Source organism: Sphingomonas sp. P3_C5 (assembly GCF_056402635.1).
The window spans coordinates 71,735-96,397 of record NZ_JBFUHA010000006.1 but is presented as its reverse complement, the minus strand read 5'-3'; the positions used below and the strand labels follow the sequence as shown (position 1 = coordinate 96,397).

Here is a 24,663-nt window from a genome sequence, read left to right as displayed (position 1 = left end):
AATCTTCTTTCCTTGGGCGGGTCAAACTTCTGATGTGCCCGAAAGGTTCGCGGCGCGGACGGCCCAGGCCGCCCGCGCCGCGCCCCCGTCACTGATATTTCACCGCTTTCACCATGCACATCAGGTTATGATAGGCGACCAGCCGGAGGTCGAAGAAACCACCATCATCCGTGTCGCCAAGGATCCCCTCGATCACCGTCACCAGCGCATTGGAGACGTCGTTCGCAACCTGCGCATCGGTATTTGCATCCGGCACCTGGCCGTCCGCCAGCTTGGCCCAGATCACCTCCGTGTTGCCGGTTTCGCCGTACTGGATGGTCTGTACCGAGGCCTGCGCTGCGACCAGATGATGGTCACGGTTGAACACGGCGATCAGTACCAGATGATCATCCTTGCCCGACCTTTTATGGTCGGTCTTGGACGATACCATGATCGCCCAGTCGTCGCGGCATCGAGTCACATCGTGCCACCAGGTCTGGTAGCTGTTGCCATCGAGCTTATAGCCCATTGTCTGGCCGTCATTGAGCTCCCAGCCGTGATGATTGGGATCATAATCGTCGAGTATGATCAGGCTCTCGACGTACATCGCATCGCCGAACGCATTATGGTCGAAGCTTATCTGCGCCATGGTCTGTCTCCTGGAATATGGGGGGCTCAGACGGTGACCGAGACGCACGCCCGGTTCATTTCGGCCGCCACCACCGCGGGGAAATTCAGCCTCCCGCCGTCATCGGTGAATTTGCGGATTCCTGCCGTGATCTTGTTGAAGACTTTCACGAAGTCGTCGATGTCCTCGATGACCTCGGCCGCGACGCCCAGCGACTCTCCACCGCTCTCCGGCGCACTGATCAGGCCAAGTAGCGCGACGGTGATGTCGACATCCGCGACCAGCCATGACGGGATCGTCAGCGGCCCGCTATCCTCGAAGGTGACCGCCATGTCGGTCCGGAGCAGACTGCCGTCTGTGTCGAAGGTCATCGTCGCGGTCGCGTGATCGTCCTTGCTGAGTTCGGTGCCGATGATGTGGTCGATCGACAGCGTCACCACCAGCTGGCCCGCGCTGTTGAGGCCGGCGGTGCTCTTGTTCGCGTCCTTGCCGGGAATGTAGACGCGGTACTCCGCATCCTGGCTCGTGAATTTGATTGCGTTGCCGTTCTGGTCATTCCCGGCGGTCACGCCGTTCCTGCTCAGAAAGGTGTCGTTACTGAAGCCGATAGTCATGCTTCTCTCCTGCGAATGAAGCCGCGCCTATCCGGGGCGCCGGCGGCCGAACTTCTGGGATTCGCGGGCGAAACGATCAAATTCCTGTTGCGGGCCGATCCATACGCCGTTGATATGGCTGCGGAGCGCCGCGTCCGTCGCGCTTCGCCGCATGTGCCTGCACGCAGAAACATACACCGGGGAATGTTTGCGATGATGCTGATCGACGTCCGCGCGCTCGAGATCTTCCGTGCGATTGCCGATACCGGCTCGGCGACGCGCGCCGCCGAGCGGCTCCATACCACCCAGCCAAGCGTCACCCGCACGATCCTCGCCTTCGAGCAGGCGTGTGGGTTCAAGCTGTTCGAGCGAGGCCGTTACGGCATGGCACTCACCGAGCCGGGCCAGGTGCTGCTCGCCTCGGTTGAACGCAACTTTGCAGGCCTGCGCACGATCCAGAACACGATCCGCGAATTGAAGGCTGGCCTTCATGGCGCGCTCACCGCCGCTGCGATCCCGGTGCTTGCGGAGGGCGAGTTCGGGGCGCTGGTCGGCGCCTTCATGAAGGAACATCCCCAGGTGCGGGCCGATCTGCGGGTCACCGCACCCGACCTTGTGCTCAAGGACATCATAACCGGCGAGGTCGATTTCGGCGCGGTGATCGGCCCCGCACCGCCTGGAATCGATCTCGCCACGCTGGCGATCGGTCGCCGGACGATGGCCGTCGCCGTAGCGCCGGGCCATCGACTCGCTGAGCGCACCAGCGTCCATTTCCGCGAGCTTGACGGGCTCCCGTTCGTGCTCACCGTCCGCTCGCACAATAGCAGCGTCGCGGTCGAGGCGATGATCAGCGAGTTTCGTATCCAGCCCTCGATCGTCCATGAGGCCGGCACCCAGCGCACCGCCGCCGAGCTCGTTCGTAACAGCGATGCGGTTGGCTTCCTCGATTATGAGATCATCGCCACGCTGCCGCCCGGCTCGGTCGTCGCTGTCGTGCTCGAGCCCGAGGTCGCCTGGCCGATCAACCTGCTCTATCGCCGCGACCGCAAGCCTTCCCCGGTGTTCGCTGCCTTTCGGGAATGGCTGGAGGGAAGGACGCCGACTGCGTGCGGCCGTCCGGATGGAGACTGAGGATCGGGCAAAAACAGCACGTTGCGTCCGGGTGAGCCGGTAGGCATGCAGTCATCCACGGCACTCAGCCAATGTTGATGCGTTGGGCGATTGAAGTCGATGCAGGATCGGGCCTATAGGCGCGCTTCCTCCCCTACGGAAACGAGGTTTCGCGCACGTGGCCAAAGCCCCCGCATCTCGCAAAAGCGAGCCCCTGACGCCCAATCGTGAGCGTCCTGACGAACCCACGCCCTACAAGGCCTCAAGTGCCGAATTGCTCGAATTCTACAAGCAGATGCTGCTCATCCGGCGCTTCGAGGAGAAGGCCGGCCAGCTTTACGGCCTTGGCCTGATCGGCGGCTTCTGCCATCTCTATATCGGCCAGGAAGCCGTCGCGGTCGGGCTGCAATCAGCGCTCACCGAAAATGACAGCGTGATCACCGGCTATCGCGACCATGGCCATATGCTGTTGTGCGGCATCCCCCCGCAGGACGTGATGGCTGAGCTCACCGGGCGCCAGGCAGGCATCTCGAAGGGCAAGGGCGGCTCGATGCACATGTTCAGCATCAAGCATAAATTTTATGGCGGCCACGGCATTGTCGGTGCTCAGGTGTCGCTCGGTACGGGCCTTGGCTTCAGCCACAAATACAAGGGCGATGGCGGCGTGTGCCTCGCCTATTTCGGCGACGGCGCGGCCAATCAGGGCCAGGTCTATGAGAGCTTCAACATGGCCGAGCTGTGGAAGCTCCCGGTCATCTATGTCATCGAGAACAACCAGTACGCGATGGGCACGAGCGTCAACCGCTCGTCGGCCGAGGACCAGCTCTACAAGCGCGGCGAGAGCTTCCGCATTCCGGGCATCCAGGTCGATGGCATGGACGTGCTCGCTTGCCGTGGTGCCGCCGAAGAGGCGCTCGCATGGGTTCGTGCCGGCAAGGGGCCGATCATCCTCGAGATGAAGACCTATCGCTACCGCGGCCATTCCATGTCCGATCCGGCGAAATATCGCAGCCGGGAGGAAGTCCAGTCAGTCCGCGACAAGTCAGATCCCATCGATCACGTCAGGAAGCTGCTCGAGGAGCAGGGCGTGAAGGAGGATGAGTTCAAGAAGGTCGATCAGGAGATCAGGAAGATCGTGAACGAAGCCGCAGATTTCGCCGAGCAGACGCCTGAACCGGAGCCAGCCGAGCTCTATACCGACGTGCTGGTGGAGTCCTATTGATGGCGATCGAGATCAAGATGCCGGCGCTCTCTCCGACCATGGAAGAGGGTACACTGGCCAAATGGCTCGTCAAGGAAGGCGACACCGTCAAGTCCGGCGACATCATGGCTGAGATCGAGACCGACAAGGCGACGATGGAATTCGAAGCGGTCGACGAAGGCACGATCGGCGAGATCCTGGTCGCCGAGGGCACTGACGGCGTGAAGGTCGGCACTGTTATCGCGACCTTGAATGCTGAAGGCGAGGAGGCCGCAGCGCCGGCCGCGTCAGCCGCACCAGCGGCCCAGAAGCCTGTCGAAGAGCCTGCTGACCAGAAGACCGAGCCGACCCCCGAGCCGAAGCAGGTCGAGACCGGCGCCCGCCAGATGTACGATGCGGCGAAGCACGATGCCGAGGTCAAGGACCCCGCAATCCCGGCCGGCACCGAGATGGTCAAGATCACGCTGCGCGAAGCGCTGCGCGATGCGATGGCCGAGGAAATGCGCAAGGACGACCGCGTCTTCGTGATGGGCGAGGAAGTCGCGCAATATCAGGGTGCGTACAAGGTAACCCAGGGCCTGCTCGACGAGTTCGGCGACAAGCGCGTCATCGACACGCCGATCACTGAATATGGTTTTGCCGGGGTCGGCACGGGCGCGGCGATGGGCGGGCTTCGCCCGATCGTCGAGTTCATGACCTTCAACTTCGCGATGCAGGCTATCGACCACATCATCAATTCAGCGGCCAAGACCAATTACATGTCGGGCGGCCAGATGCGCTGCCCGATGGTGTTCCGCGGTCCGAATGGCGCAGCGAGCCGCGTCGGTGCGCAGCACAGCCAGAATTATGCTCCCTGGTATGCCGCCGTCCCCGGCCTCATCGTGATCGCTCCCTATGATGCGGCCGACGCCAAGGGCCTGCTCAAGGCAGCGATCCGCACTGACGATCCTGTCGTGTTCCTCGAGAATGAGCTGCTCTACGGGCGGACCTTCGAAGTGCCGGTGCTCGACGATTATGTCCTGCCGATCGGCAAGGCTCGGATCATGCGCGAGGGCAAGGACGTGACGATCGTCAGCTATTCGATCGGCGTCGGGCTTGCGCTCGAAGCGGCCGAGGAACTGGCCGGACAGGGCATTGAGGCCGAGGTGATCGACCTGCGCACGCTGCGTCCGCTCGACAAGGCGACCGTGCTCAAGAGCCTGAAGAAGACCAACCGGATGGTCGTGGTCGAGGAAGGCTGGCCGACCTGCTCGATCAGTTCCGAGATCGTGGCGATCGCGATGGAGGAAGGCTTCGACGATCTCGATGCGCCTGTGCTCCGGGTCAATAACGAAGACGTGCCGATGCCTTATGCTGCCAATCTCGAAAAGCTCGCGTTGGTGAGTGCCGAGAAGATCGTCGCTGCGGTAAAGAAGGTGACGTACCGCTGATCCCGCGGGGCCCGCGCCCGACAAGCTGCGAGACATCTCGGTCAGCAGGGCGCGAGCACTGAATTGGAACCATCGCCGCCCGTCCGCGGCGCGGTGGCGCGATTCAACCGCATCGCTGGATCTGCCATAAGATGCGCACGGGACGTCTCAGAAGCCCGAGCCGCTCTTTCTTATCGTCCGGATCCAGAATGCTGCGCGGAGCGCCATCGATGGTGGCTGCCCTGCGCATTTTCCCTGATAATTCCCTGTTATTCCCTGTTCCGGAGCTGAGTGCGGCGATACGGATTTCCATAAACAATTGTAAATATTCATAAAATTGTGAATTCAGGCTGAGAGCGGCGTCGAGAAAAAATAAAAAATTCCCTGTTCCGCGGAAATAACAGGGAATTTCCACCGCCGCGACGGTGCGGGAGGAACGGTGACCAGTGGTGGCTCTGTCGAACGAAGAAATCAGCTATTGGCCCGAAGCGGCCCGCCGTGCTTCGAGCCAAAGTCGTTCGGCTTTCTCGGGCCCCAATTGGAGCGCGGCGTCATAGGTTGAGCAAGCCGCGTCATTCTGTCCCAAACGGGCAAGCAGGTCAGCGCGGACGACATGCCAGGGCAGGAAATCCGCCAGCATCGTGGAATCAAGCGCATCGACTTCCACCAGCGCCGCCGCGGGCCCGGCAACCTCAGCGAGCGCGACCGCGCGGTTGAGGCGGATGACCGGATCGTCGCGCAGCTCGAGCAGCGCGTCATAGAGGACGAGGATCGATCGCCACGGCGCGGGCTCGTCGCGCGATCGGCGAAGGCACCATTCGGCGTGGATCAGCGCCTGCAGCGTTCGTGCATCGGCCGAGCCAAGGGCAAGCGCGCGGGCGAGGTGGATGCGCCCTTCGGCGATCAGCGCCTTGTCCCACAAGACCGGGTCCTGCCGATCGAGCGGCACCATCATCCCGTCCGCATCGATCCGCGCCGGGCGTCGTGCCTCGGCGAACCGTACTGTCGCGGCGAGCGCCAACACTTCAGGCTCTTGCGGGATCAGGCTGGCCAGCGTTGCGGTGATGCCGAGGATCTCGCGCGCATAGCCGGCATGGCGGCCGGCGCCGCCCGCATCCTCATGCGCCTTGGCATAAGCGATCTCGATGGTGCTGAGCACTGCACTCAGCCTTTCCGCCCATGCCTCCGGTCCAGGCATTTCGAACGGCACGCCGGCATCCACGATCTTGCGTTTCGCGCGCACCAGGCGCTGCGCGAGCGTTGCCTCGGAGATAAGGAAGGCGCGGGCGATCTCGGGTGTCGAGAGCCCGCAGACCAGCTTGAGGGTGAGGGCAGCGCGAGCCTCGGGATGGATCGCCGGATGGCAGCAGATAAAGATCAGCCGCAGCCGTTCGTCGGGGATCAGCGCTGAATCGGCCATCAGCAGATCCTCCGCATTGGGCTCCGGATCGGGCGGGGGCAGGGCGGCGCCCGCGCGGATCGCCTGTTTGCGGAGCGCATCGAGCGCGACGCGGTCGGCGACGCGGAACAACCACGCCGCCGGATCGCGCGGTGGGATCGGCACCCAGGCCGTCATCGCACGGGCGCATGCCTCGGCGAAACCCTCCTCAGCCAGATCGAGGTCGCGGAACCGGGCCGCGAGCGCGGCAATGACGCGGCCCTTATGGTCGCGCGCGGCCCGGTCCAGCGCGGTCATCAGTGGACGATCAGCGGCCGCACCTCGATCGCACCCTCGACGCGGAGCGGCACCCGCTTGGCGATCGCGATGGCGGCGTCGAGATCGGGCGCCTCGATCAGATAATAGCCGCCCAGCTGCTCCTTGGTCTCGGCAAAGGGGCCGTCATGCACGGCCTGCTTGCCGCTTTTGGTGCGCACCGTGGTCGCGGTTGCGGTGGGCATCAGGCCGGCGCCCGAGACCAGGGTCGAACCGAGCTCGCCGACCAGCGCCATGTGGCGCGCGGTGATGTCGCGAAGTTCGGGCGAATCCTGGTTGTCGCCATAACCCGCCTCGTCCTCGTAGATCAGCAGCATATATTGCATGGGTCTTCTCCGTCTTTCGCCGATCGCCTGAATGCGATCGTACCGCGGAGACGGGCGAGGGGGAGCGGATTCGACAGTCCGTGCAAATTTATTTGAGGCGCCTGCCGAGGAGAAGTGGAGATATGACGGTGCACGAGGGGGCATGCCATTGCCGCACAGTGCGGTTCGAGGTGGATTTCGACATAGCCGAACTCACCACCTGCGATTGCTCGATCTGCGTGAAGCGCAACGCGGTGATGACCAAGGTGCCGGAAGACGCGCTGACGGTGACCGCGGGCGAGGACGCGCTCACCCTTTACGAATGGAACACCCGCCGGGCGAAGCATTATTTCTGCAGCCGCTGCGGCATCTATGTCTTCCACCGCAAGCGCGCAGCGCCCGACCATTTCGGCGTCAATATCTTCTGCCTCGAAGGCTTCGACATTGCCTCGGTGCTCATTCGCGCCACGGAGGGCGCGAACATGACTCTCGTCGACGACCCCTATGGCAGCGACGCTTTCGGGAAGCCCGACCAGACCTGATCATAATCCTCATCGAGCGCGCTGGTTTCGAGCGCCTGCTCGGTCGGGGTGAAGACCCAGCGGCTTTCGATCATGAAGGCCATGGTTCCCTCGATCTTGTGCGGCTTGAGCTCAGCCTCGCTTGCGCCCTTCCAGCTCGCGACATCGGGCCCGTGGCCGCTCATCTGATTGTGCAGCGACAAGGCGCCCGGGACGAAGCCGTCGGCCTTGGCATCATAGGCGCCCGAGATGAGTCCCATGCATTCGCTCATCACGTTGCGGTGGAACCAGGGCGGGCGGAACGTGTCTTCGGCGACCATCCAGCGCGGCGGGAAGATCACGAAATCGACATTTGCCGTGCCGGCCACGTCGCTCGGTGAGGTGAGGACGGTGAAGATGGAGGGGTCGGGATGGTCGAAGCTCACCGTGCCGATCGTGTTGAAACGGGCGAGGTCGTATTTCCATGGCGCATAATTGCCGTGCCAGGCAACCACGTCCATCGGCGAGCGGCCGAGATTGGTGGTCCAGAGCGAGCCGAGGAATTTCTGGACGAGCTCGAAATCGCCCTCGCGGTCCTCGAACCAGGCGTCCGGCGTCTCAAAATCGCGCGGGTTGGCAAGGCCGTTCGAGCCGATCGGTCCGAGATCGGGCAAGCGGAAGGGCTGCCCGTGATTCTCGGCGACATAGCCCCGCGCCTTGCCATCGGGCAGGGTAACGCGGAACCGCACGCCGCGCGGGATCAGCGCGATCTCGCGTGGCTTTACGTCGATGCGGCCGAGCTCGGTAAACAGGGTGAGAGCGCCCATTTCCGGCAGAATCAGCAGCTCGCCATCGGCCGAGACGAACGCGCGATCGACCATGTCCTTCGAGGCGCGGTAGATGTGCATCGCGACACCCGCCTGGCTTTTCGGACCATCGCCGGCGACGACCATCGTGGTGAGGCTGTCGAGCCAGTCAGCATCTTCGATATCGAGTGGCCCCCAGCGCAGGCGGTTGGGCGCGAGGGGTTGTTTGCTCAGCCCCGGCGCAAACTGTTTCGCGCCCTCGTATCGGGTAAAGGCGGGATGGGCGGCTGAAGGGCGCAGGCGATAAAGCCATGAGCGCCGATTCTCATCGCGCGGTGCAGTGAAGGCAGTGCCGCTGAGCTGCTCGGCATAAAGGCCGAAAGGCGGCTTTTGGGGCGAGTTGCGGCCGACGGGTAGCGCGCCGGGGATCGCCTCGGTCGAGAAATGGTTACCGAAGCCGGTTTGGTAGTCAGGCATCGAGATGCTCCAAAACCCCTCTCCCAGCGGGAGAGGGAGGGGCCCATCGCGAAGCGATGGGAGGGTGAGGGTGACCTTTATTAGTCACCCTCATCCGGCGCTACGCGCCACCTTCTCCCGCCGGGAGAAGGATTCAAGCCTCCACAGCACCAGGCACCACGCCCCTTCGGATCTGGTCCAGCTCAATACTCTCGAACAGCGCCTTGAAGTTCCCCTCGCCAAAGCCGTCATTGCCCTTGCGCTGGATGATCTCGAAGAAGATCGGCCCCACCATATTCTCGGTGAAGATCTGCAGCAGCAGGCCACCGCCAGTCTCAGGCGCACCGTCGATCAGGATGTCGCGTTTACGCATTTCCTCGACGTCGTGGTTATGCCCCGGCAGGCGCTTGTCGATCAGGTCGAAATAGGTCTGCGGCGTCGTCTGGAAGCGGATGCCGTTGGCGCGGAGCGCATCGACCGTCTTGAAGATATCATCGGTCGCCAGCGCGAGGTGCTGGATGCCTTCGCCCTTATAGTCCTTGATGAATTCCTCGATCTGCGAATGCTCGTCCTGGCTTTCGTTCAGCGGGATGCGGATCTTGTTGTCGGGTGCGGTCATCGCCTTGGAGAACAGGCCCGTCGCCTGGCCCTCGATATCGAAATAGCGGATCTGCCGGAAGTTGAAGATGCGCTCGTAATAATTCGCCCAATAATCCATCCGGCCGCGCTGGAGGTTGTGGGTCAAATGGTCGAGCGTGTGCAGGCCGACCGAATGCTGGTCAGGCGAGGCGCCTTCGACCGGCTCGAAATCGATATCATAGATCGTCGCAGCACCGCGCCGATCGACCAAATAGAGATTGGCGCCGCCAATGCCCTCGATCGCCGGAATGTTGAGTTCTGCCGGGCCGACCTTTCCCTCGACGGGCGTCGCGCCGCGCTCGACCGCAAGCTTCAGCGCCTTGGCGGCATCGGCGACGCGGAACGCCATCGCATTGGCCGAGGGGCCATGCTGCTGGCGGAAATCGGCGACCTGGCCCGCAGCATCCATGTTGAGCAGGAAGTTGATGTCGCCCTGCGCATAGCGACGGACATTCTTCGAGCGGTGCGTGCCGACATGGGTGAAGCCCATCTTCACGAACAGGTCGGCAAGCGCATCGGGATCGGGTCCGGTGAACTCGACGAATTCAAAGCCGTCCAGGCCCATGGGGTTGTCGGTCGGATCGGTCATGGCGGTTGCTCCGTGCGGGCAAGTGGTATCAGATGAAACTATATAGCGAACAAGGCGGCGCAGGTCCACTCCCAGATCGTGCGATCTCGTCTGGCATTGCGAACCGGACGCGCAGCCGTCACAGCAGTTCCATGATCGAGCGTTTTCGCAGGCTTGCCGGAATTGTCGCACTGCTGTCGGCCTTGGTGCCGGTTGCCTCACATGCTGATTTGCCGATGTCGCAGCCCGAGGTGGTCGCCCGGTTCCCGCACGATAGAACCGCCTTCACCGAGGGCTTGTTCTTCCGCGACGGAGCGCTTTACGAAAGCACCGGCCAGGAAGGGCAATCTTCGATCCGCAAAGTCGACCTAGTCAGTGGCAAGATCCTCGCCAAGGTCGCCGTGCCGCCCGGCGTCTTCGGCGAAGGCGTGGTCGATTGGGGAGACGAGATCTACAGCGTCACCTGGCATGGCGGCATTGGCTATCGATGGTCGCTGCACGGCTTTCGCCGGCTCGGCACCTTCCATTATGCGGGCGAGGGCTGGGCGATGACCCGCGACGCCAGGCACATCATCTTGTCGGACGGGACCCCGGTGCTCCGCTTCCTCGATCCGCACACGCTGAAGCTGGTGCGCAGGCTGCGCGTGACGGCCGAGGGTGTGCCGGTCGATCAGCTGAACGAGCTCGAATATGTGAAGGGCGAGATCCTCGCCAATGTCTGGCTGACTAACCGGATCGCGCGCATCGATCCGGCGACCGGCGTGGTGAAGGGTTGGATCGACATGTCGGCACTGGCTGCAGAGATCGGCAGCGACGACCGTGATTCGGTTCCCAACGGCATCGCCTATGACGCGGCGCGCGACCGGCTGTTTCTCACGGGAAAGAACTGGCCGCTGCTGTTCGAGGTGCGGTTGCCGGCGGCTCGTTGACACATGGCCAGTGACGAAACCGACCGAGCGCGCTAGCAGAGCGCAATGCCAAGCCTGAAGCTAGACCAGTTCCTGCCCTATCGGCTGTCGATCGCGTCGAACCGTGTGTCGTCGGCGATTGCAACGGCGTATCAGGCGCTGTTCGGCCTGCGCATTCCCGAATGGCGACTGATCGCCGTGATCGCCGAAAGCGACGGACTGACCCAGCAGGCGCTCGGCGCCGCGACGCGGATGGACAAGGTGACGGTCAGCCGCGCGGCGATCGCACTGGTCGATCGCGGGCTGGTCGAGCGGCGGCCCAATCCCGACGACCAGAGATCGCACCTGTTGTCGCTGACAGCTGCGGGGCAGACTTTGTACGAGAGCGTTGCGCCCAAGGCGCTCGAGCTGGAGGCGCAGGTCTTTGCCGGCTTTTCGGCAAGCGAGCTCGCGACCTTCAAGGCGATGCTTGAGCGGCTCGAAGCGTCGGCGGCGTCGCTCGATCCCGAACAGGGTTGATGCACAGGGGGCTGCTGGCCTAAGCGCGCTCCAGCCCTCCCCAGGCAGCTGCTTTTCTCCAGGAGGTCCAATGCCTGAAATGCTCGATCGCGCCGGTCTGACTATCGCCGCCCCGCTTGCCGCTTTTGTCGAGGAGCAGGTGCTTCCCGGGCTGGCGATCGATGCCGGCACATGGTGGCAGGGCGTCGCTGCCATCTATGCCCGCTTCGCGCCGGAGAATCGCGCTCTGCTGGCGAAGCGCGACGAGCTGCAGGAGCAGATCGATTCGCGTTATGTCGCGGGTGGCGCAGTGGACGAGGCCTTTCTCCGCGGCATCGGCTATATCGTACCCGAGCCCGCACCGTTCACGATCGGCACCGAGAATGTCGATGCCGAGATCGCGACCATGGCCGGGCCGCAGCTCGTGGTGCCGGTGCTCAATGCCCGCTTCGTCCTCAACGCCGCCAATGCGCGTTGGGGCAGCCTTTATGACGCGCTGTACGGCACGGACGCTCTGCCGGGCATGGCGGTGCCGGGCGGCTATGATCCGGTGCGCGGTGCGCAGGTGATCGACTATGCCAAGGCGTTTCTCGATGAAGCGGTGCCGCTGGCGGGCGAGAAATGGGCGAATTGCCGCGGTGGAATGCCCAATCTGCGCGATCCGTCGCAGCTGGTCGGGCGCAAGGGCGAGACCTTCCTGTTTCGCCACAATGGCCTGCACATCGAAGTGGTAGTCGACCGCACCAGCGCGATCGGCCGCAGCGATCTGGCCGGCATCTCGGATGTCATCCTCGAATCCGCGCTGACCACGATCGTCGATCTCGAGGATTCGATCGCGGCGGTCGATGCCGAGGACAAGGTTGCGGCCTACGCCAATTGGCTCGGGCTGATGCGCGGCGATCTCGAGGAGAGCTTCGACAAGGGCGGGCGAACGATCACGCGGCGGCTCAATCCCGATCGCATCTATGAGGCGCTCGATGGCGGCACGCTGACCTTGCCAGGCCGAAGCCTCTTGTTCGTGCGCAATGTCGGCCACCTGATGACGACCCCCGCGGTACGCCTCTCCGATGGCGGCGAGGCGCCCGAAGGCATTCTCGACGCGATCATGACCAGCACCATCGCGCTGTATGATCTGCGGGGCCTGGGGGCGTATCGCAACAGCCGTGCCGGCTCCCTCTATATCGTCAAGCCGAAGATGCATGGGCCTGAGGAAGTCGGCTTCACCAACCAGCTGTTCGACGCGGTCGAGGATCTGCTCAGCCTCACCCGCCACACGATCAAGGTCGGCGTAATGGACGAGGAGCGGCGGACCTCGGCCAATCTCGCTGCCTGTGTCGAGGCGGTGAAAGACCGGATCGTCTTCATCAACACCGGCTTCCTCGATCGTACCGGCGACGAGATGCACACCGGCATGCGCGCCGGGCCGATGATCCCCAAGGCGGAGATGAAGGCGAGCGCCTGGATCAAGGCCTATGAGGACCGCAACGTCCGCATCGGCCTCGCGCATGGTTTTTCCGGCAAGGCGCAGATCGGCAAGGGTATGTGGGCCGCGCCCGACCGCATGGCCGACATGATGGAGCAAAAAATCGCGCATCCCCGCTCGGGCGCCAACACAGCCTGGGTGCCGAGCCCCACCGCCGCGACGCTCCACGCAATGCACTATCACCAGGTCGATGTGTTCGAGCGGCAGACCGAGCTCGCACGCGAAGCGATCCCGGGGCTCACCCCGTTGCTCACGGTGCCGGTTGCAAAGGGACGCAACTGGACCGCCGACGAGGTGCGCGACGAGCTCGACAATAATGCCCAGGGTATTCTCGGCTATGTGGTCCGCTGGATCGACCAGGGGGTCGGCTGCTCCAAAGTGCCCGATATCCACGACATCGGGCTGATGGAGGACAGGGCAACCCTTCGCATCTCGTCACAGCATATGGCGAACTGGCTGCTCCACGGCGTCGCGACCGAGGCGGATATCGACGGCGCCTTCACGCGCATGGCCGCGAAGGTCGATGTGCAGAATGCCGGTGATCCGCTGTATCGGCCGATGTCGGGGCTTCCGGATAGCCTCGCCTGGCAGGCGGCGCGCGCTCTGGTGTTCGAGGGGCTGACCCAACCCAATGGCTATACCGAGCCGCTGCTTCACGCGTTCCGCGCAAAGGCGAAGGCTGCGGGGTAGCGCACCAAAAAAGCATTGCGGATCGAAACCGATCTTTGCGTCCCCGATGAAAATCGAATATCGGGTATCGTGGAGAGGGTCAAAGAGCCATGGAACATTTCGACGTCGTCGTGGTCGGTGCGGGAATTTCGGGGATTGGTGCCGGCTGGCACCTCCAGACGCTGAGCCCCGATCGCAGCTATGTGATCCTTGAGGGGCGCAAGGCGATGGGCGGGACATGGGACCTGTTTCGCTACCCCGGCATCCGCTCCGATTCGGACATGTACACGCTCGGCTATTCGTTCAAGCCATGGACCGAGGCCAAGGCGATCGCCGATGGCCCGTCGATCCTGAAGTATGTCAATGAGACCGCGCGTGACTATGGCATCGACAAGCACATCCGCTATGGCCACCACGTCAAGCGCGCCGCCTGGTCGACCGCCGATGCGCGCTGGACGGTAGAAGCTGACGGCCCCGCAGGCCCGGTCAGCTTCACCTGCAATTTCCTCTTCATGTGCAGCGGCTATTATAACTACGCACAGGGCCACACGCCCGACTTCCCCGGCGCCGAAAGCTTCAAGGGCAGGGTGGTCCATCCACAATTCTGGCCCGAAGACCTGGACTATAGCGGCAAGCAGGTCGTCGTCATCGGCAGCGGCGCGACCGCGGTGACCTTGGTGCCGGCGATGACTGACAAGGCAGCGCATGTGACGATGCTGCAGCGCTCGCCGACCTATGTCGTCTCGCGCCCGGCCGAGGACAGTCTCGCGAACTGGCTGCGGCGCAAGTTGCCGGCCATGCTCGCTTACGACATCACGCGCTGGCGCAACGTGCTGTTCCAGATGTTCTTCTACAATCTCGCGCGCAAGCGACCCGAAAAGACCAAGGCCCGCCTCCTCGAGATGGTCCGCACCGAGCTTGGCCCGGATTACGACATCGCGACTCATTTCACGCCGCGCTACAATCCTTGGGACCAGAGGCTTTGCCTCGTGCCCGACGGCGACCTCTTCGACTCGATCAAAAAGGGTGCTGCCTCGGTCGTCACCGACAAGATCGAGCGATTCACGCCGACCGGGATCAAGCTCGAATCCGGCACCGAACTGCCCGCCGACGTGATCGTCACCGCGACCGGGCTCGAATTGCAGCTGCTGAGCGACGTCGCCTTCAGCGTTGATGGTGCGCCGGTCGATCTGTCGAAGACCTTCAATTACAAGGGCATGATGTACAGCGACGTGCCGAACATGGCCTCGTCGTTCGGCTATACCAATGCCTCCTGGACGCTGAAGGCGGACCTCACCTGCGCTTATGTCTGCCGCCTGCTCAACACGATGAAGAAGCGCGGCCTGCGTCAGGCGACGCCGCGGATCGGCAACGATGTGCTGACGCCCGAGCCCTTTCTCAGCTTCTCCTCGGGCTATGTGACGCGCGCGATGGAGAAATTCCCCAAACAGGGCAGCAAGAAACCCTGGAAGCTCCATCAGAATTACGCCCGGGACATATTGTCGCTGCGGTTCGGCTCAGTCGATGACGGGATGGAATTTTCCAACCCCGTCCCGGCCAGCCAGCCGACGAAATCCGAGCGCGAGACCGTCGCCGCCTGATCTTTCGGAACGGATGAGCCAATACCGCGTTTCGGGCTGACTTCCTGAAATTGCGGATTTCTATATGCGCGGCCTTGCGTTGTTCGTTCGAACGAACTAACTGCGGCGCGTGGTTCAGCAGCGCCTCCTCGACATCGCGATTCGCGAATTCGGCCTCAAGGGCCTGGAGGGGGCGAGCACGCGCGAGATCGCTGCCGCGGCCGATACGGCGATGTCCTCGATCACCTATCATTATGGCGGCAAGGAGGGTCTGTACCTCGCGGCGGCGGATTACATTGCCGTGCAGATGGGCGAGTATATGGCCGCCTCGCTCGACCTCGGTCAGATGCCTGAGGCGCCAGAAGACGCCCGCGCGGCGATCCACGCAGTCCTGAGCGCCTTTGCCACCAAGATGGCGAGCGACGAGAATAGCAGCTGGTCCCTGTTCATCGTCCGCGAGCAGATGAACCCGACCGAAGCGTTCGAACGGATCTATGGCGGGCTGATGGGCCGGATGATGGAGCGGCTCGTCGAGCTTGTCTGCATCGCCACCGGCCGGCGTGATGCCTGGACCGCGCAGATCGCCGCCATCACCTTGTTCGGCCAGGTCATCGTGATCCGCGCCTCGCGTGCCTCGTGTCTCAAGCTGCTGAAACGCGAAACGATCGATGCCGATGCGGCGACCGCCTTCAGGGCGCGGGTCGCCGCCAATACCGACGCCATTCTCGACAGGCTGATAGCCGAACGACAGGAACTCCCATGAGCGACGATCAGCGCACCGCGAGCGATCCGGCGACCGAAAACCAGGCGCCCGAGAACGCAGAGGCGGCGAAAAAGCCCTCGCTGTTCCGCAAGCCCCTGTTCTGGATCATCCTTGTCGGCGTGGTCGCGGTAGTGGTGATCGGCGGGCTGTGGATGTGGCTCAACGCCCGCCAATATGAATCGACCGACGACGCCTTTGTCGATGCCCATATCGTCCGGATCGCACCGACCGTTGCCGGCACGCTCAAGGAAGTCGCTGAGCTCGACAACCGCCATGTTCAGGCCGGACAGTTGCTCGCGGTGATCTCGGCGGCCGGCCCCGAGGCGCGGGTTTCCGAGGCGGGCGCCAATGTGACTCAGGCGGAGGCGGAGTTCGAACAGGCGCGTGCACAGGTTGCCGCTGCCGAGGCGAGCCGCGATCAAGCTGCCGCTCAGGCCCGCGCACCGCTGGCGAACGCCGCCAAGGCTGCACAGGATCTCGCCCGCTATCAGGCGCTCCAGAGGATCGATCCGTCGGCGGTCGCCGCGCAGCAGCTCGACGCCGCCCGCGCCCAGGCGCGCTCGACCGCCGCCGAGGCCGCAGCCGCGCGCCAGCAGATCGAGAGCGCTGCCGCGCAGGTCGCGGTGGCGCGGCGTCAGGTCGGCGCCGCTCAGGCGGTGATCGCGGCGCGCCAGGCGCAGGCCAGGCAGGCCCAGGTCACGCTCGGCGATAACCGGCTGTACGCGCCCGTCTCGGGTCAGGTCGTCAATCGCCAGGTCAACCTCGGTTCCTATGTCGCGCCCGGCACCCAGCTGATGGCGATCGTGCCCGATCGGGTCTGGGTGACGGCGAACTTCAAGGAAACCCAGCTCAAGCATATGCGGATCGGCCAGCCGGTGACGATCAAGGTCGATGCCTATCCCGATGTCGAGTTCAAGGGCCATCTCGATTCAGTGCAGCGCGGCGCGGGCCAGGCCTTTGCTTTGCTCCCCCCGCAGAATGCGACCGGCAATTATGTGAAAGTGGTCCAGCGCGTGCCGGTGCGGATCGAGTTCGACGCGAAGAATGGCCCGGACCCGCTCAAATATCCGCTCGGGCCCGGCATGTCGGTGGTGCCGACCGTCAAGGTCCGCTGACATGGCCAGCGCCGCAGCCGCGGCGGGAGACTGGAGCCCGAGCCGCTCCGCCGCGGGCCCTTACAGCCCTTGGCTGCTGGTCGGGATCATCAGCATCCCCACCTTCATGGAGGTGCTCGACACCTCGATCGCGAACGTCTCGCTTGATCATATCGCAGGTGGGCTCTCGATCACGACCGATCAGGCGACATGGGTGCTGACCAGCTACCTCGTCGCCAACGCGATCATCATCCCGATCAGCGGCTGGCTGTCCGATGCGATCGGGCGGAAGCGCTATTTCATGATCTCGATCGCGCTGTTCACGCTCTCGTCACTGATGTGCGGGCTGGCGCCGAACCTTTCGACCCTCGTCATCGCGCGTGTGTTCCAGGGCATTGGCGGCGGCGGACTGGCGCCGGTCGAACAGTCGATGCTCGCCGATACCTTTCCGCCCCGGCAGCGTGGCATGGCCTTTGCGGCGTTCGCCATCGTGGTCGTGGTGGGGCCAGTGCTCGGGCCAACGCTCGGCGGCTACATCACTGAATCCTGGAGCTGGCACTGGGTGTTCCTGATCAACGTCCCGATCGGAATCGCTTCCTTCTTCCTCGCCAGCATCTTCGTTGATGAACCAAAGGCCATCAAGGACGATCGCGCCGAGCTGCTCAAACGGGGCCTGCGGATCGACTATATCGGCGTCATCCTGATCGCGTTTGGCCTGGGTTTCCTCGAATTCACCCTTGATCGCGGCGAGCGAGAGGACTGGTTCTCCAGCGGCCTTATCATCATGACGGCAGCGATCGCAGTCATTTCGCTGATCGGCCTCGTCATCTGGGAGCTCAACCATGACGCGCCGGTTGTCGATCTCAAGCTGCTCAAGAGCCGCAATTTCTCGGTGACCCTGCTCGTGATGGGCCTGACCGGCCTGATCCTGTTCGGCACCACACAGTTGATCCCGCAGATGCTGCAACAGGTGATGGGCTACAGCTCGTTCGAAGCTGGGCTTGCGCTGACCGCCGGCGGGCTGGCGACGCTGGTGATGGTGCCCTTTGCCGGCCGGCTGTCCGGCGTCGTGGATGTGCGATTGCTGATCTTTCCGGCGCTGCTGGTGCAGGCTTTCGCGCTCTGGAACATGTCGCATCTGACCGCCGATATCTCGTTTGCCGACGCGGCGATCGCACGACTTTATCAGGCCGCTGCTTTGCCCTTCCTGTTCGTGCCGATCAGCACGGCCGCTTATGCAGGAATTCCCCAGAACAAGACGGCGCAGGCATCGAGCCTGTTGAACGTCGCGCGCAACCTTGGCGGAACGATCGGCATCTCGTCGGCCCAGACGCTGCTCGCATCGAACCTGCAGATCCGGCAATCAACGCTGGTCGAGCACCTCAACCCTCTTGATCCGCGCTATAATGACTGGCTGGCGAAGGCGCAGGGTGCGTTCGCCGGCGTGGGAGACGCGGTAACCACGCCACTCGCGGTGCTTTACAGCCAGGTTCAGCGTCAGGCGGCGATGCTCGCCTTTCTCGATGTGTATCGCCAACTGATGATCCTGGTGCTGGTCGTGGCGCCGCTCGTATTCCTGATGAGCCCGTCAAAATCTGGCGGCGGCGGAGGCATGGCACATTGATCTGGAAACGCACATCGATCGCGCTTGGCGCGGCCCTGCTTGTCGGCGCCTGCACCGTCGGGCCGGACTATCATCCGCCCGAAACGCCGGTGCCGCCAGCTTATGGCGAACCGCAAGCCGGCGTGCCCGGCGCGGCGGTCGATCCGGCGCGCTGGTGGTCGGCGTTCGGCGATCCGCAGCTCGACGCGCTGGTCGAGCGCGCGCTGAAGGACAATCCCGATATCGCGGTCGCCGTATCGCGGGTTCGCCAGGCGCGGTTGCAGGAGATCGGCGCGCGCGCGGCCGGCAAGCCGACGGTGAATGCGGCTGCCGACGTCAACCATGTCGAATTCAGCAAGAACGCGGGCTTCTCGTCCCTCGCGCGGTTGTTCTCGGGCGGGTCGGGCGGCGGATCGAGCACCCCGAGTGGTGTCGCGCTGCCCGGGAGCGGGATCACCACATATGCACTCGGCTTCGATGCGAGCTGGGAGCTCGATCTGTTCGGCGGTGACCGGCGCGGTGTCGAAGCGTCGGTGGCGCGGACCGATGCCGCGATATGGACGCGCCGCGATGCCGCGGTAACGCTCGCGGCCGAGGTCGCTCAGGCCTATTTCGCGCTGCGGCTCGATCAGGAGCAGGTTGGGATCATTGAGCAGGAACTGGTGCGCGAACGCCGCGCGCTCGAGATCGCGGAGAACAGCGCAAAGGTTGGGCTCGTCCCAAACATCGATGTAACACGCCAGCGCGGGACGCTTACCGCACTCGAAGCGCGGCTGGAGCCGATCCGTGCCGATGCGCGGATGCGGGTCCACGCGCTCGGGATCCTGATCGGCCAGCCACCCGAGGCGCTCGATGCCGAGCTTTCAGCGCCCGCGCAGCCCCTCGCGGTGTTGCCCGTGGTTCCCGCGGGCTTGCCGTCGGACCTGCTCAGGCGGCGGCCCGACATCCGTGCCGCCGAACGCCAGCTGGCGGCATCCACGGCCGATATCGGCGTGGCGGTTTCGGACCTCTACCCGAAATTCTCCCTCACCGGCGCGGCGCAGCTGATCTCGACGTCTCTCGGCAATCTGTTCACTGGCGACAGCCTGCAATTGAGCGGCACCGGCGGGGTCAGCTTCCCGCTGCTCGACTGGGGCCGGCGCAAGGCGACGGTAAACGTGCGGAAGGAACAGCGCGAACAGGCCTATGCACAATATCGCGCGACGGTGCTCGGAGCGCTCCGCGATGTCGAGGATCCTCTCGCCCGGATTGATGCCGAGCGGCGGCGCAATGCTGCGCTCAAGCGCGCGGTGGCGGATGCCGAAAGCACAGCGCACGCAGTCGAGGCGCAGTATCGGACCGGCTTTGTCGCGCAGGATTCGCTCCTCAACGCTGAAAACCAGGTGCTGAGCGCGCGCGAACAGGTCGCGGCGAGCGATGCCCAGTTGCGGCAGGACACCGCTGCGCTGTTCAAGGCAATCGGCGGCGGCTGGCAAGAGGATTAAGCCCAGTCGGGCTGATCCGCACGAGCGCGATTGCGGGTTCACCGCACAGCTGACGTGCGTCGGGAGGTAGGGTTTTGGTGAGGTGAGGTAGGGTGCCGCCGGCGCCCACATTTGAGTGTCTGTGCGTGGGCTCAGACAGCGATCCCAAAATGGGACAATTCGATAGGCATCGCTATCAAATAAGCACCATTATGGTCGTATTTATTTGCACAGATGAGCAGCACTCAGGAGTGCCGGCTACGCTCTTTCGCGTGGATTTTTAGATGGTTTGAAGGGCGCCGTTCAGGCGCGGATCACCACTCGAGTGTCGCGCGGCGCGAAATGGCAGTTTCGACCCGATCTCGGCACAAGCTGCTCTAAAGCAAAGATATTATGCCGAGTATCGGGTCGATGGACTGGCTTACCAGGGGCGAACGCCCTCGCCGTAAATCAGCGCAATGATGAAGCTAAGCACGTATTTTTCTCCCTTGTTGCACTCAGTTGAGTACGGCAAATTGTTAAGAGAAAATTAACGATAAAGCAATCGGATTCCCGGGCTTTGCGGTTATTACGTAGGTCAAACGAGCTGCGTTTAAGAGTTCGTTCAGCGCCGCCTGCTACCGCCGACATCGATGATGCGCGCTCTGCGGAAATCCCGTCCCGAAGCGGACCCAACGCAAAGCGGCGAGCCGCTTCTGGCGTCAGCCACGCCTGCCGATCTTCCCGAACCGGGTGGGTCCGGGGTCGCTTCGCCAAGCGGAGAGGTGCCCTCTGCCAGCATCGTCGATTTGGAGAGGCAGCTACGGGCGCATCAAGCCATGTCCTACACATTGGGCGATGGCACCCGGCTGCCCTTGCCCAAGCTCTGGCAGTTCCTGTGCCTCGCCGAGATCGCCAATTTCTCCGCGCTGCGCCGCCATCTCGGTCGGGCGCGCGCCGACCAGCTGCCGATCGATGTGAGTGCTCGCATCAATGCCAGCCTTGGCGATGCGCGGATATCGATCGTCGGCCGAACGCTCATCGAAGTGTCATTCGAAGGAGACTCGCTGGGAGATCTAGCCGCTGCGCTAGGTTGCCTGACCGCCGATTTCGAACTTCCGCTCGACATTGACGGGGAGATGCACCGGCTTGAGATGCGCTTCGGCGCGGCCGCCGCGCCGACGGTCGATGCTGAGGATGTGCGGCTGGCCGAGGAAGCCGAAAGCGCACTCGATCAGGCGCGGACCGATGCCCATGCGGTCATTCGCGATCTCTCGGCCGGCACGCCGGCATTCGATCGGCTGACGCTGACGCGCGAACTCCCGGACGCCATCGCGAACGGCGAGATGTTCCTGCAATATCAGCCCAAGGTCCATGTCCGCCGCCAGGAGATTGCAAGTGCCGAGGCGCTCGTACGCTGGCAGCACCCGACCCGAGGCCTGATCCTGCCGGGCGATTTCATAACGATCGCAGAAGAGTCGCGTGAAATCGCTGCGCTGACGCTCTGGACGCTCGATCAGGTGATCATCGACCAGCAGCTGATTGCCGGCGATGGCAATGATCTCACCATCTTCATCAATATTTCCGGGCAGTTGCTGGCCGACGCCGGGTTCGTGAAGCAGATGTGCGCGAAGGTGCTCGAAAGCGGTGTCAGGATCGGGCTTGAGATCACCGAGACCTCGGTGATCCGCGATCCAGAGAGTGCAATCGCCAATCTGCAGGTCTTCGCCGATGTCGGGATACCGATCGCGATCGACGATTACGGCGCTGGCCTTTCTTCGCTCGCCTATCTCAAGCAACTGCCGGCGCGTGAATTGAAGATCGACAAGATGTTCGTTCTGCAGCTCACCAGCAGTAACCGCGACCCGCTGATCGTACGCTCCACGATCGATCTAGCCCATGCGCTCGAGATGGAGGTGACCGCCGAGGGTGTCGAAACCCAGGCGGCGATGGCGCTGCTGAGCGTGATGGGCTGTGACATGGTGCAGGGCTATCTGATCAGCCGGCCGGTTTCGATCGATGCGTTCCGCCAGTTCCTGCGCGACGACAAGGCGCGCGCACCGGAGGAGCAGCCGCATGCGATGTTCCGTCGTCCGGCGAGCTTCTGGAAGAGCGGCTGAGCAGTCGAGGTCGTTGCACCTGTTACCTTAGCGCGGATTTAAGATGTTTTTGGCACTGTCGCCTGTAATGAGAGCTCCTCATCTTCGCGCAGTCTTTGCCGCGGCGCTGCTCTTGCTGGCGATGCTGACGGCTGTTGGAATGCCGGCTTATGCCGCTGCGACCGACCCGGGAACGCGTTTCGATCGAATGGTGGCAGACGCCAAGGCGACGATGCTGGTCGACCCCGCGAAAACCATCGTCAAGGCGAGGGAGGCTGAGGTTGCGGCCCGGGAAATGGCAGGGCGCCAGCGAACCGTCGGAATTGCAACGGCACAGTGGCTCCAGGGCGAAGCCTATCTTCGTCTCAACGATGTGACTCATGCCAAATCGCTGATCGAGAGCGCGCTCGCCGCGGTATCCAAGGGTGGGCCGCCGACCAAATTGAATGGCGATCTGCTGTTATCTCGCGGCGGCCTGCATACCATGACCGCAGATGTGGCGGCCGCACTGAATGATTATCAGCGGGCACACACCATCTTCAACCAGATCGGTGAGACGCGCAGCCGCGCCGTCGCGCTCCAGAGCATCGCCTTGCTCTATCAGGAGGCGGAAGATTATGAAAACGCGCTCAAATATTACAAGCAGGCAGGTGAGGTCTATCGTGGCGACCCCTCGCTTGCCTTCACCAATGCGAACAACCGCGGCGTCTGCCTGAAGGAGCTCAAGCGCTTCGCTGAAGCCGAAGGACAGTTTCGTGAGGCTCTCGCGCTGTCGCGCTCGATGCAAAGCACGACACTGGAAGTGCTCGTGCTACGCAACATTGCCCGGGTTGACCTTGCAATCGGCAAGCTCGACGCGGCCGATCATGCCATCGCCGAGGCCGCGGCGATCACCAGCCGCACCGATATAACGGGCACCGGCGAACAGGACTGGAGCGTGGCCGCTCAGGCCGCGTTGCAACGTGGCCAGTTTGCCCGCGCGGAGGCGCTGATCGACCGCAGCTTCCACGGCGTGAATCTCGGTCAGACCACCTTGTCCTTCCGTGAGGCGCACCAGACCGCCTATGATCTGTTCAAGCGAATGGGGGACCAGAAGCGGGCGCTGATCCATCTCGAGGCGCTGAAGCGGCTGGACGACCAGACATCGACGCTCGCTGCCTCGACCAACACCGCCTTGGCTGCTGCACGGTTCGATTTCGCTAACCAGGAACTGAAGATCGCCAAGCTCAAGGCTGATGAGCTGCAGCGCAATATCGCCGACGAGGTCGCCCGCGCGCGGACTCAGCGCCTGATCTTCATGTTGCTTGCCATTGCCACCGTCGTCGTCGTCGTCCTGCTCACTTTCGGCCTCATCACGATCCGGCGCAGCCGCAACGAAGTGCGCGCCGCGAATATCGATCTCGCCGCGACCAACACGGCCCTTGGCAAGGCGCTCGCGGCGAAGACGGAATTCCTGGCGACCACCAGCCACGAGATCCGCACGCCGCTGAACGGCATCCTGGGCATGACTCAGGTGATGCTCGCCGACCGCGCGCTGGACGCCGGCACGCGCGACCGGATCGAGGTGGTGCACGGTGCCGGCGTGAGTATGCGCGCCCTGGTCGACGACATTCTCGATGTTGCGAAGATGGAAACCGGCAACATGACGATCGAGCATGTGTCCTTCGACCTGAAGGCGACGCTGCGCGACGTCTCGCGGATGTGGGAGGAGCAGGCGCGTTCGCGCGGCATCGGCTTCACGCTTGATCTCGCGGATTGCCCGGAGCGGATCGAGGGCGACGCTGCCCGATTGCGCCAGATTATCTTCAACCTACTCTCCAATGCGCTGAAGTTCATTGAAAATGGATCGATCACCGTGCGCGCCAGCGCGATTGAAGAGGATGTCGAGCATCCGAGATTGGCGATTGAAGTAAGCGATACCGGGATCGGCATCCCATCCGACAAGCATGAGGTCATCTTCGAATCCTTCCGCCAGGTCGACGCCGGTACCACCCGGAAGTTCGGCGGCACCGGGCTTGGGCTGACGATCTGCCGCAATCTGGCGCGGGCGATGGACGGCGATGTGACGGTTCGCAGCGAGACGGGAAAAGGGGCGGCTTTCACCCTGGAGTTGCCGCTCGTGCGGGCCGAAGCGGCGCCCGAGGGGGGTGAGAACCAGGCTCGGCCATCTGCCCTGCTCATCCTCGATCGCAACCCGATCACGCGCAGCATGCTGCGTGCCGTGCTCGAGGCTCGCGCTGGCACGGTGCTGTTCGCCGGTTCAGTCGATGAGGCGGTCGGGCTGATCGGGGCGGGCGGGATTGGCCAGCTGCTGGTCGACGACGCGACGATCAAGGCCAGTGACGATGTGCCGGCTGCACTTGCCACGCTGGCCGCGGCGGCAGGTGCTGCGGGTATCGCTTCAGCCCTGCTCTGGCTGACGCCCGATGACGATCAGCGCGCCGTTTTCCTGGCATCAGGCATCAATCTGGTTATCGCCAAGCCGATTGCCGGCGTGGCGCTTGCCGAAACCCTCTATCCATCGGACAAAAATGACATGCACCCAACCAACCATCTTGTAACGCAAGCGGCATGATCAGATAGGATGTCGGAAATGAACCTGTCTCATGCCCAGCC

The 24,663-nt window shown here is 63.4% G+C and carries 21 protein-coding genes; 14 read left to right on the top strand and 7 right to left on the bottom strand.

The features are described 5' to 3' along the window. Positions 1-88 precede the first annotated feature (88 nt). Together AC1DVS_RS15995 and AC1DVS_RS15990 are read right to left on the bottom strand one after the other, a co-directional pair. Positions 89-628 (bottom strand): hypothetical protein, encoded by a 540-nt coding sequence (locus tag AC1DVS_RS15995; RefSeq protein ID WP_478024628.1) that lies wholly within the window; start codon positions 626-628, stop codon positions 89-91. 26 nt (positions 629-654) lie between these two features. Next, a complete protein-coding gene (locus AC1DVS_RS15990; RefSeq protein ID WP_478024626.1) occupies positions 655-1,221 on the bottom strand; it encodes a hypothetical protein in 567 nt (188 codons plus the stop codon). Between the two features lie 192 nt (positions 1,222-1,413). On the opposite strand from AC1DVS_RS15990, the gene AC1DVS_RS15985 reads away from it, so the two are divergent. From AC1DVS_RS15985 to AC1DVS_RS15975, 3 genes are all read left to right on the top strand, one after another. After that, on the top strand, positions 1,414-2,331 hold the full coding sequence (locus tag AC1DVS_RS15985; protein ID WP_478024624.1) for a LysR family transcriptional regulator: 918 nt from the start codon (positions 1,414-1,416) through the stop codon (positions 2,329-2,331). 157 nt (positions 2,332-2,488) lie between these two features. Beyond that, entirely contained in the window at positions 2,489-3,532 is a 1,044-nt protein-coding gene (gene pdhA / locus AC1DVS_RS15980) for a pyruvate dehydrogenase (acetyl-transferring) E1 component subunit alpha (protein WP_478024622.1), read from the top strand. Then, the gene (locus AC1DVS_RS15975; protein WP_478024620.1) at positions 3,532-4,941 is read left to right on the top strand and encodes a pyruvate dehydrogenase complex E1 component subunit beta; all 1,410 of its coding nucleotides are present in this window, start codon (positions 3,532-3,534) and stop codon (positions 4,939-4,941) included. Before pdhA ends, AC1DVS_RS15975 begins: the two co-directional genes overlap by 1 nt. Before the next feature lie 103 nt (positions 4,942-5,044). Here AC1DVS_RS15975 and AC1DVS_RS15970 read toward each other — a convergent pair whose 3' ends face one another. The 3 genes from AC1DVS_RS15970 to AC1DVS_RS15960 are packed head-to-tail and all read right to left on the bottom strand — an operon-like array spanning position 5,045 to position 6,960. Then, entirely contained in the window at positions 5,045-5,335 is a 291-nt protein-coding gene (locus AC1DVS_RS15970) for a hypothetical protein (protein WP_478024618.1), read from the bottom strand. A 60-nt stretch (positions 5,336-5,395) separates the two neighbouring features. Further along, entirely contained in the window at positions 5,396-6,616 is a 1,221-nt protein-coding gene (locus AC1DVS_RS15965; RefSeq protein ID WP_478024616.1) for an RNA polymerase sigma factor, read from the bottom strand. Next, the gene (locus AC1DVS_RS15960) at positions 6,616-6,960 is read right to left on the bottom strand and encodes a YciI family protein (RefSeq protein ID WP_478024614.1); all 345 of its coding nucleotides are present in this window, start codon (positions 6,958-6,960) and stop codon (positions 6,616-6,618) included. Before AC1DVS_RS15960 ends, AC1DVS_RS15965 begins: the two co-directional genes overlap by 1 nt. Before the next feature lie 122 nt (positions 6,961-7,082). Between AC1DVS_RS15960 and AC1DVS_RS15955 the strand changes: the two genes are divergently transcribed. Next, complete coding sequence (locus AC1DVS_RS15955) at positions 7,083-7,481, top strand: GFA family protein (protein ID WP_478024609.1); 399 nt, start codon at positions 7,083-7,085, stop codon at positions 7,479-7,481. Here AC1DVS_RS15955 and hmgA read toward each other — a convergent pair. Together hmgA and hppD are read right to left on the bottom strand one after the other, a co-directional pair. Next, positions 7,442-8,722, bottom strand: a complete 1,281-nt coding sequence (gene hmgA / locus AC1DVS_RS15950; protein ID WP_478024607.1) for a homogentisate 1,2-dioxygenase — start codon at positions 8,720-8,722, stop codon at positions 7,442-7,444. The genes AC1DVS_RS15955 and hmgA overlap by 40 nt on opposite strands. Before the next feature lie 133 nt (positions 8,723-8,855). Further along, positions 8,856-9,929 (bottom strand): 4-hydroxyphenylpyruvate dioxygenase, encoded by a 1,074-nt coding sequence (gene hppD, locus AC1DVS_RS15945; RefSeq protein ID WP_478024605.1) that lies wholly within the window; start codon positions 9,927-9,929, stop codon positions 8,856-8,858. 131 nt (positions 9,930-10,060) lie between these two features. Here hppD and AC1DVS_RS15940 point away from each other — a divergent pair, with 131 nt between their 5' ends. From AC1DVS_RS15940 to AC1DVS_RS15895, 10 genes are all read left to right on the top strand, one after another. Further along, the gene (locus AC1DVS_RS15940; RefSeq protein WP_478024603.1) at positions 10,061-10,837 is read left to right on the top strand and encodes a glutaminyl-peptide cyclotransferase; all 777 of its coding nucleotides are present in this window, start codon (positions 10,061-10,063) and stop codon (positions 10,835-10,837) included. A 45-nt stretch (positions 10,838-10,882) separates the two neighbouring features. Then, positions 10,883-11,335 carry a MarR family winged helix-turn-helix transcriptional regulator gene (locus AC1DVS_RS15935; protein ID WP_478024601.1) on the top strand — a complete coding sequence of 151 codons (453 nt, stop codon included), beginning with the start codon at positions 10,883-10,885 and terminating at the stop codon, positions 11,333-11,335. 70 nt (positions 11,336-11,405) lie between these two features. Further along, positions 11,406-13,487, top strand: coding sequence for a malate synthase G (locus tag AC1DVS_RS15930; RefSeq protein ID WP_478024599.1), 2,082 nt, complete (start codon positions 11,406-11,408; stop codon positions 13,485-13,487). An 89-nt stretch (positions 13,488-13,576) separates the two neighbouring features. Further along, the gene (locus AC1DVS_RS15925) at positions 13,577-15,067 is read left to right on the top strand and encodes a flavin-containing monooxygenase (RefSeq protein ID WP_478024597.1); all 1,491 of its coding nucleotides are present in this window, start codon (positions 13,577-13,579) and stop codon (positions 15,065-15,067) included. A gap of 109 nt (positions 15,068-15,176) precedes the next feature. Continuing rightward, entirely contained in the window at positions 15,177-15,809 is a 633-nt protein-coding gene (locus AC1DVS_RS15920; protein ID WP_478024595.1) for a CerR family C-terminal domain-containing protein, read from the top strand. Continuing rightward, positions 15,806-16,924 carry an HlyD family secretion protein gene (locus AC1DVS_RS15915; protein ID WP_478024594.1) on the top strand — a complete coding sequence of 373 codons (1,119 nt, stop codon included), beginning with the start codon at positions 15,806-15,808 and terminating at the stop codon, positions 16,922-16,924. The genes AC1DVS_RS15920 and AC1DVS_RS15915 overlap by 4 nt, the downstream gene beginning before the upstream one ends. Before the next feature lies 1 nt (position 16,925). Beyond that, entirely contained in the window at positions 16,926-18,527 is a 1,602-nt protein-coding gene (locus tag AC1DVS_RS15910) for a DHA2 family efflux MFS transporter permease subunit (RefSeq protein ID WP_478024592.1), read from the top strand. Next, on the top strand, positions 18,524-19,990 hold the full coding sequence (locus AC1DVS_RS15905; RefSeq protein WP_478024590.1) for an efflux transporter outer membrane subunit: 1,467 nt from the start codon (positions 18,524-18,526) through the stop codon (positions 19,988-19,990). The genes AC1DVS_RS15910 and AC1DVS_RS15905 overlap by 4 nt, the downstream gene beginning before the upstream one ends. A 797-nt stretch (positions 19,991-20,787) precedes the next feature. Continuing rightward, complete coding sequence (locus AC1DVS_RS15900) at positions 20,788-22,068, top strand: EAL domain-containing protein (RefSeq protein ID WP_478024589.1); 1,281 nt, start codon at positions 20,788-20,790, stop codon at positions 22,066-22,068. Positions 22,069-22,135: 67 nt separating this feature from the next. Next, complete coding sequence (locus AC1DVS_RS15895; RefSeq protein ID WP_478024587.1) at positions 22,136-24,622, top strand: ATP-binding protein; 2,487 nt, start codon at positions 22,136-22,138, stop codon at positions 24,620-24,622. Positions 24,623-24,663 lie beyond the last annotated feature (41 nt).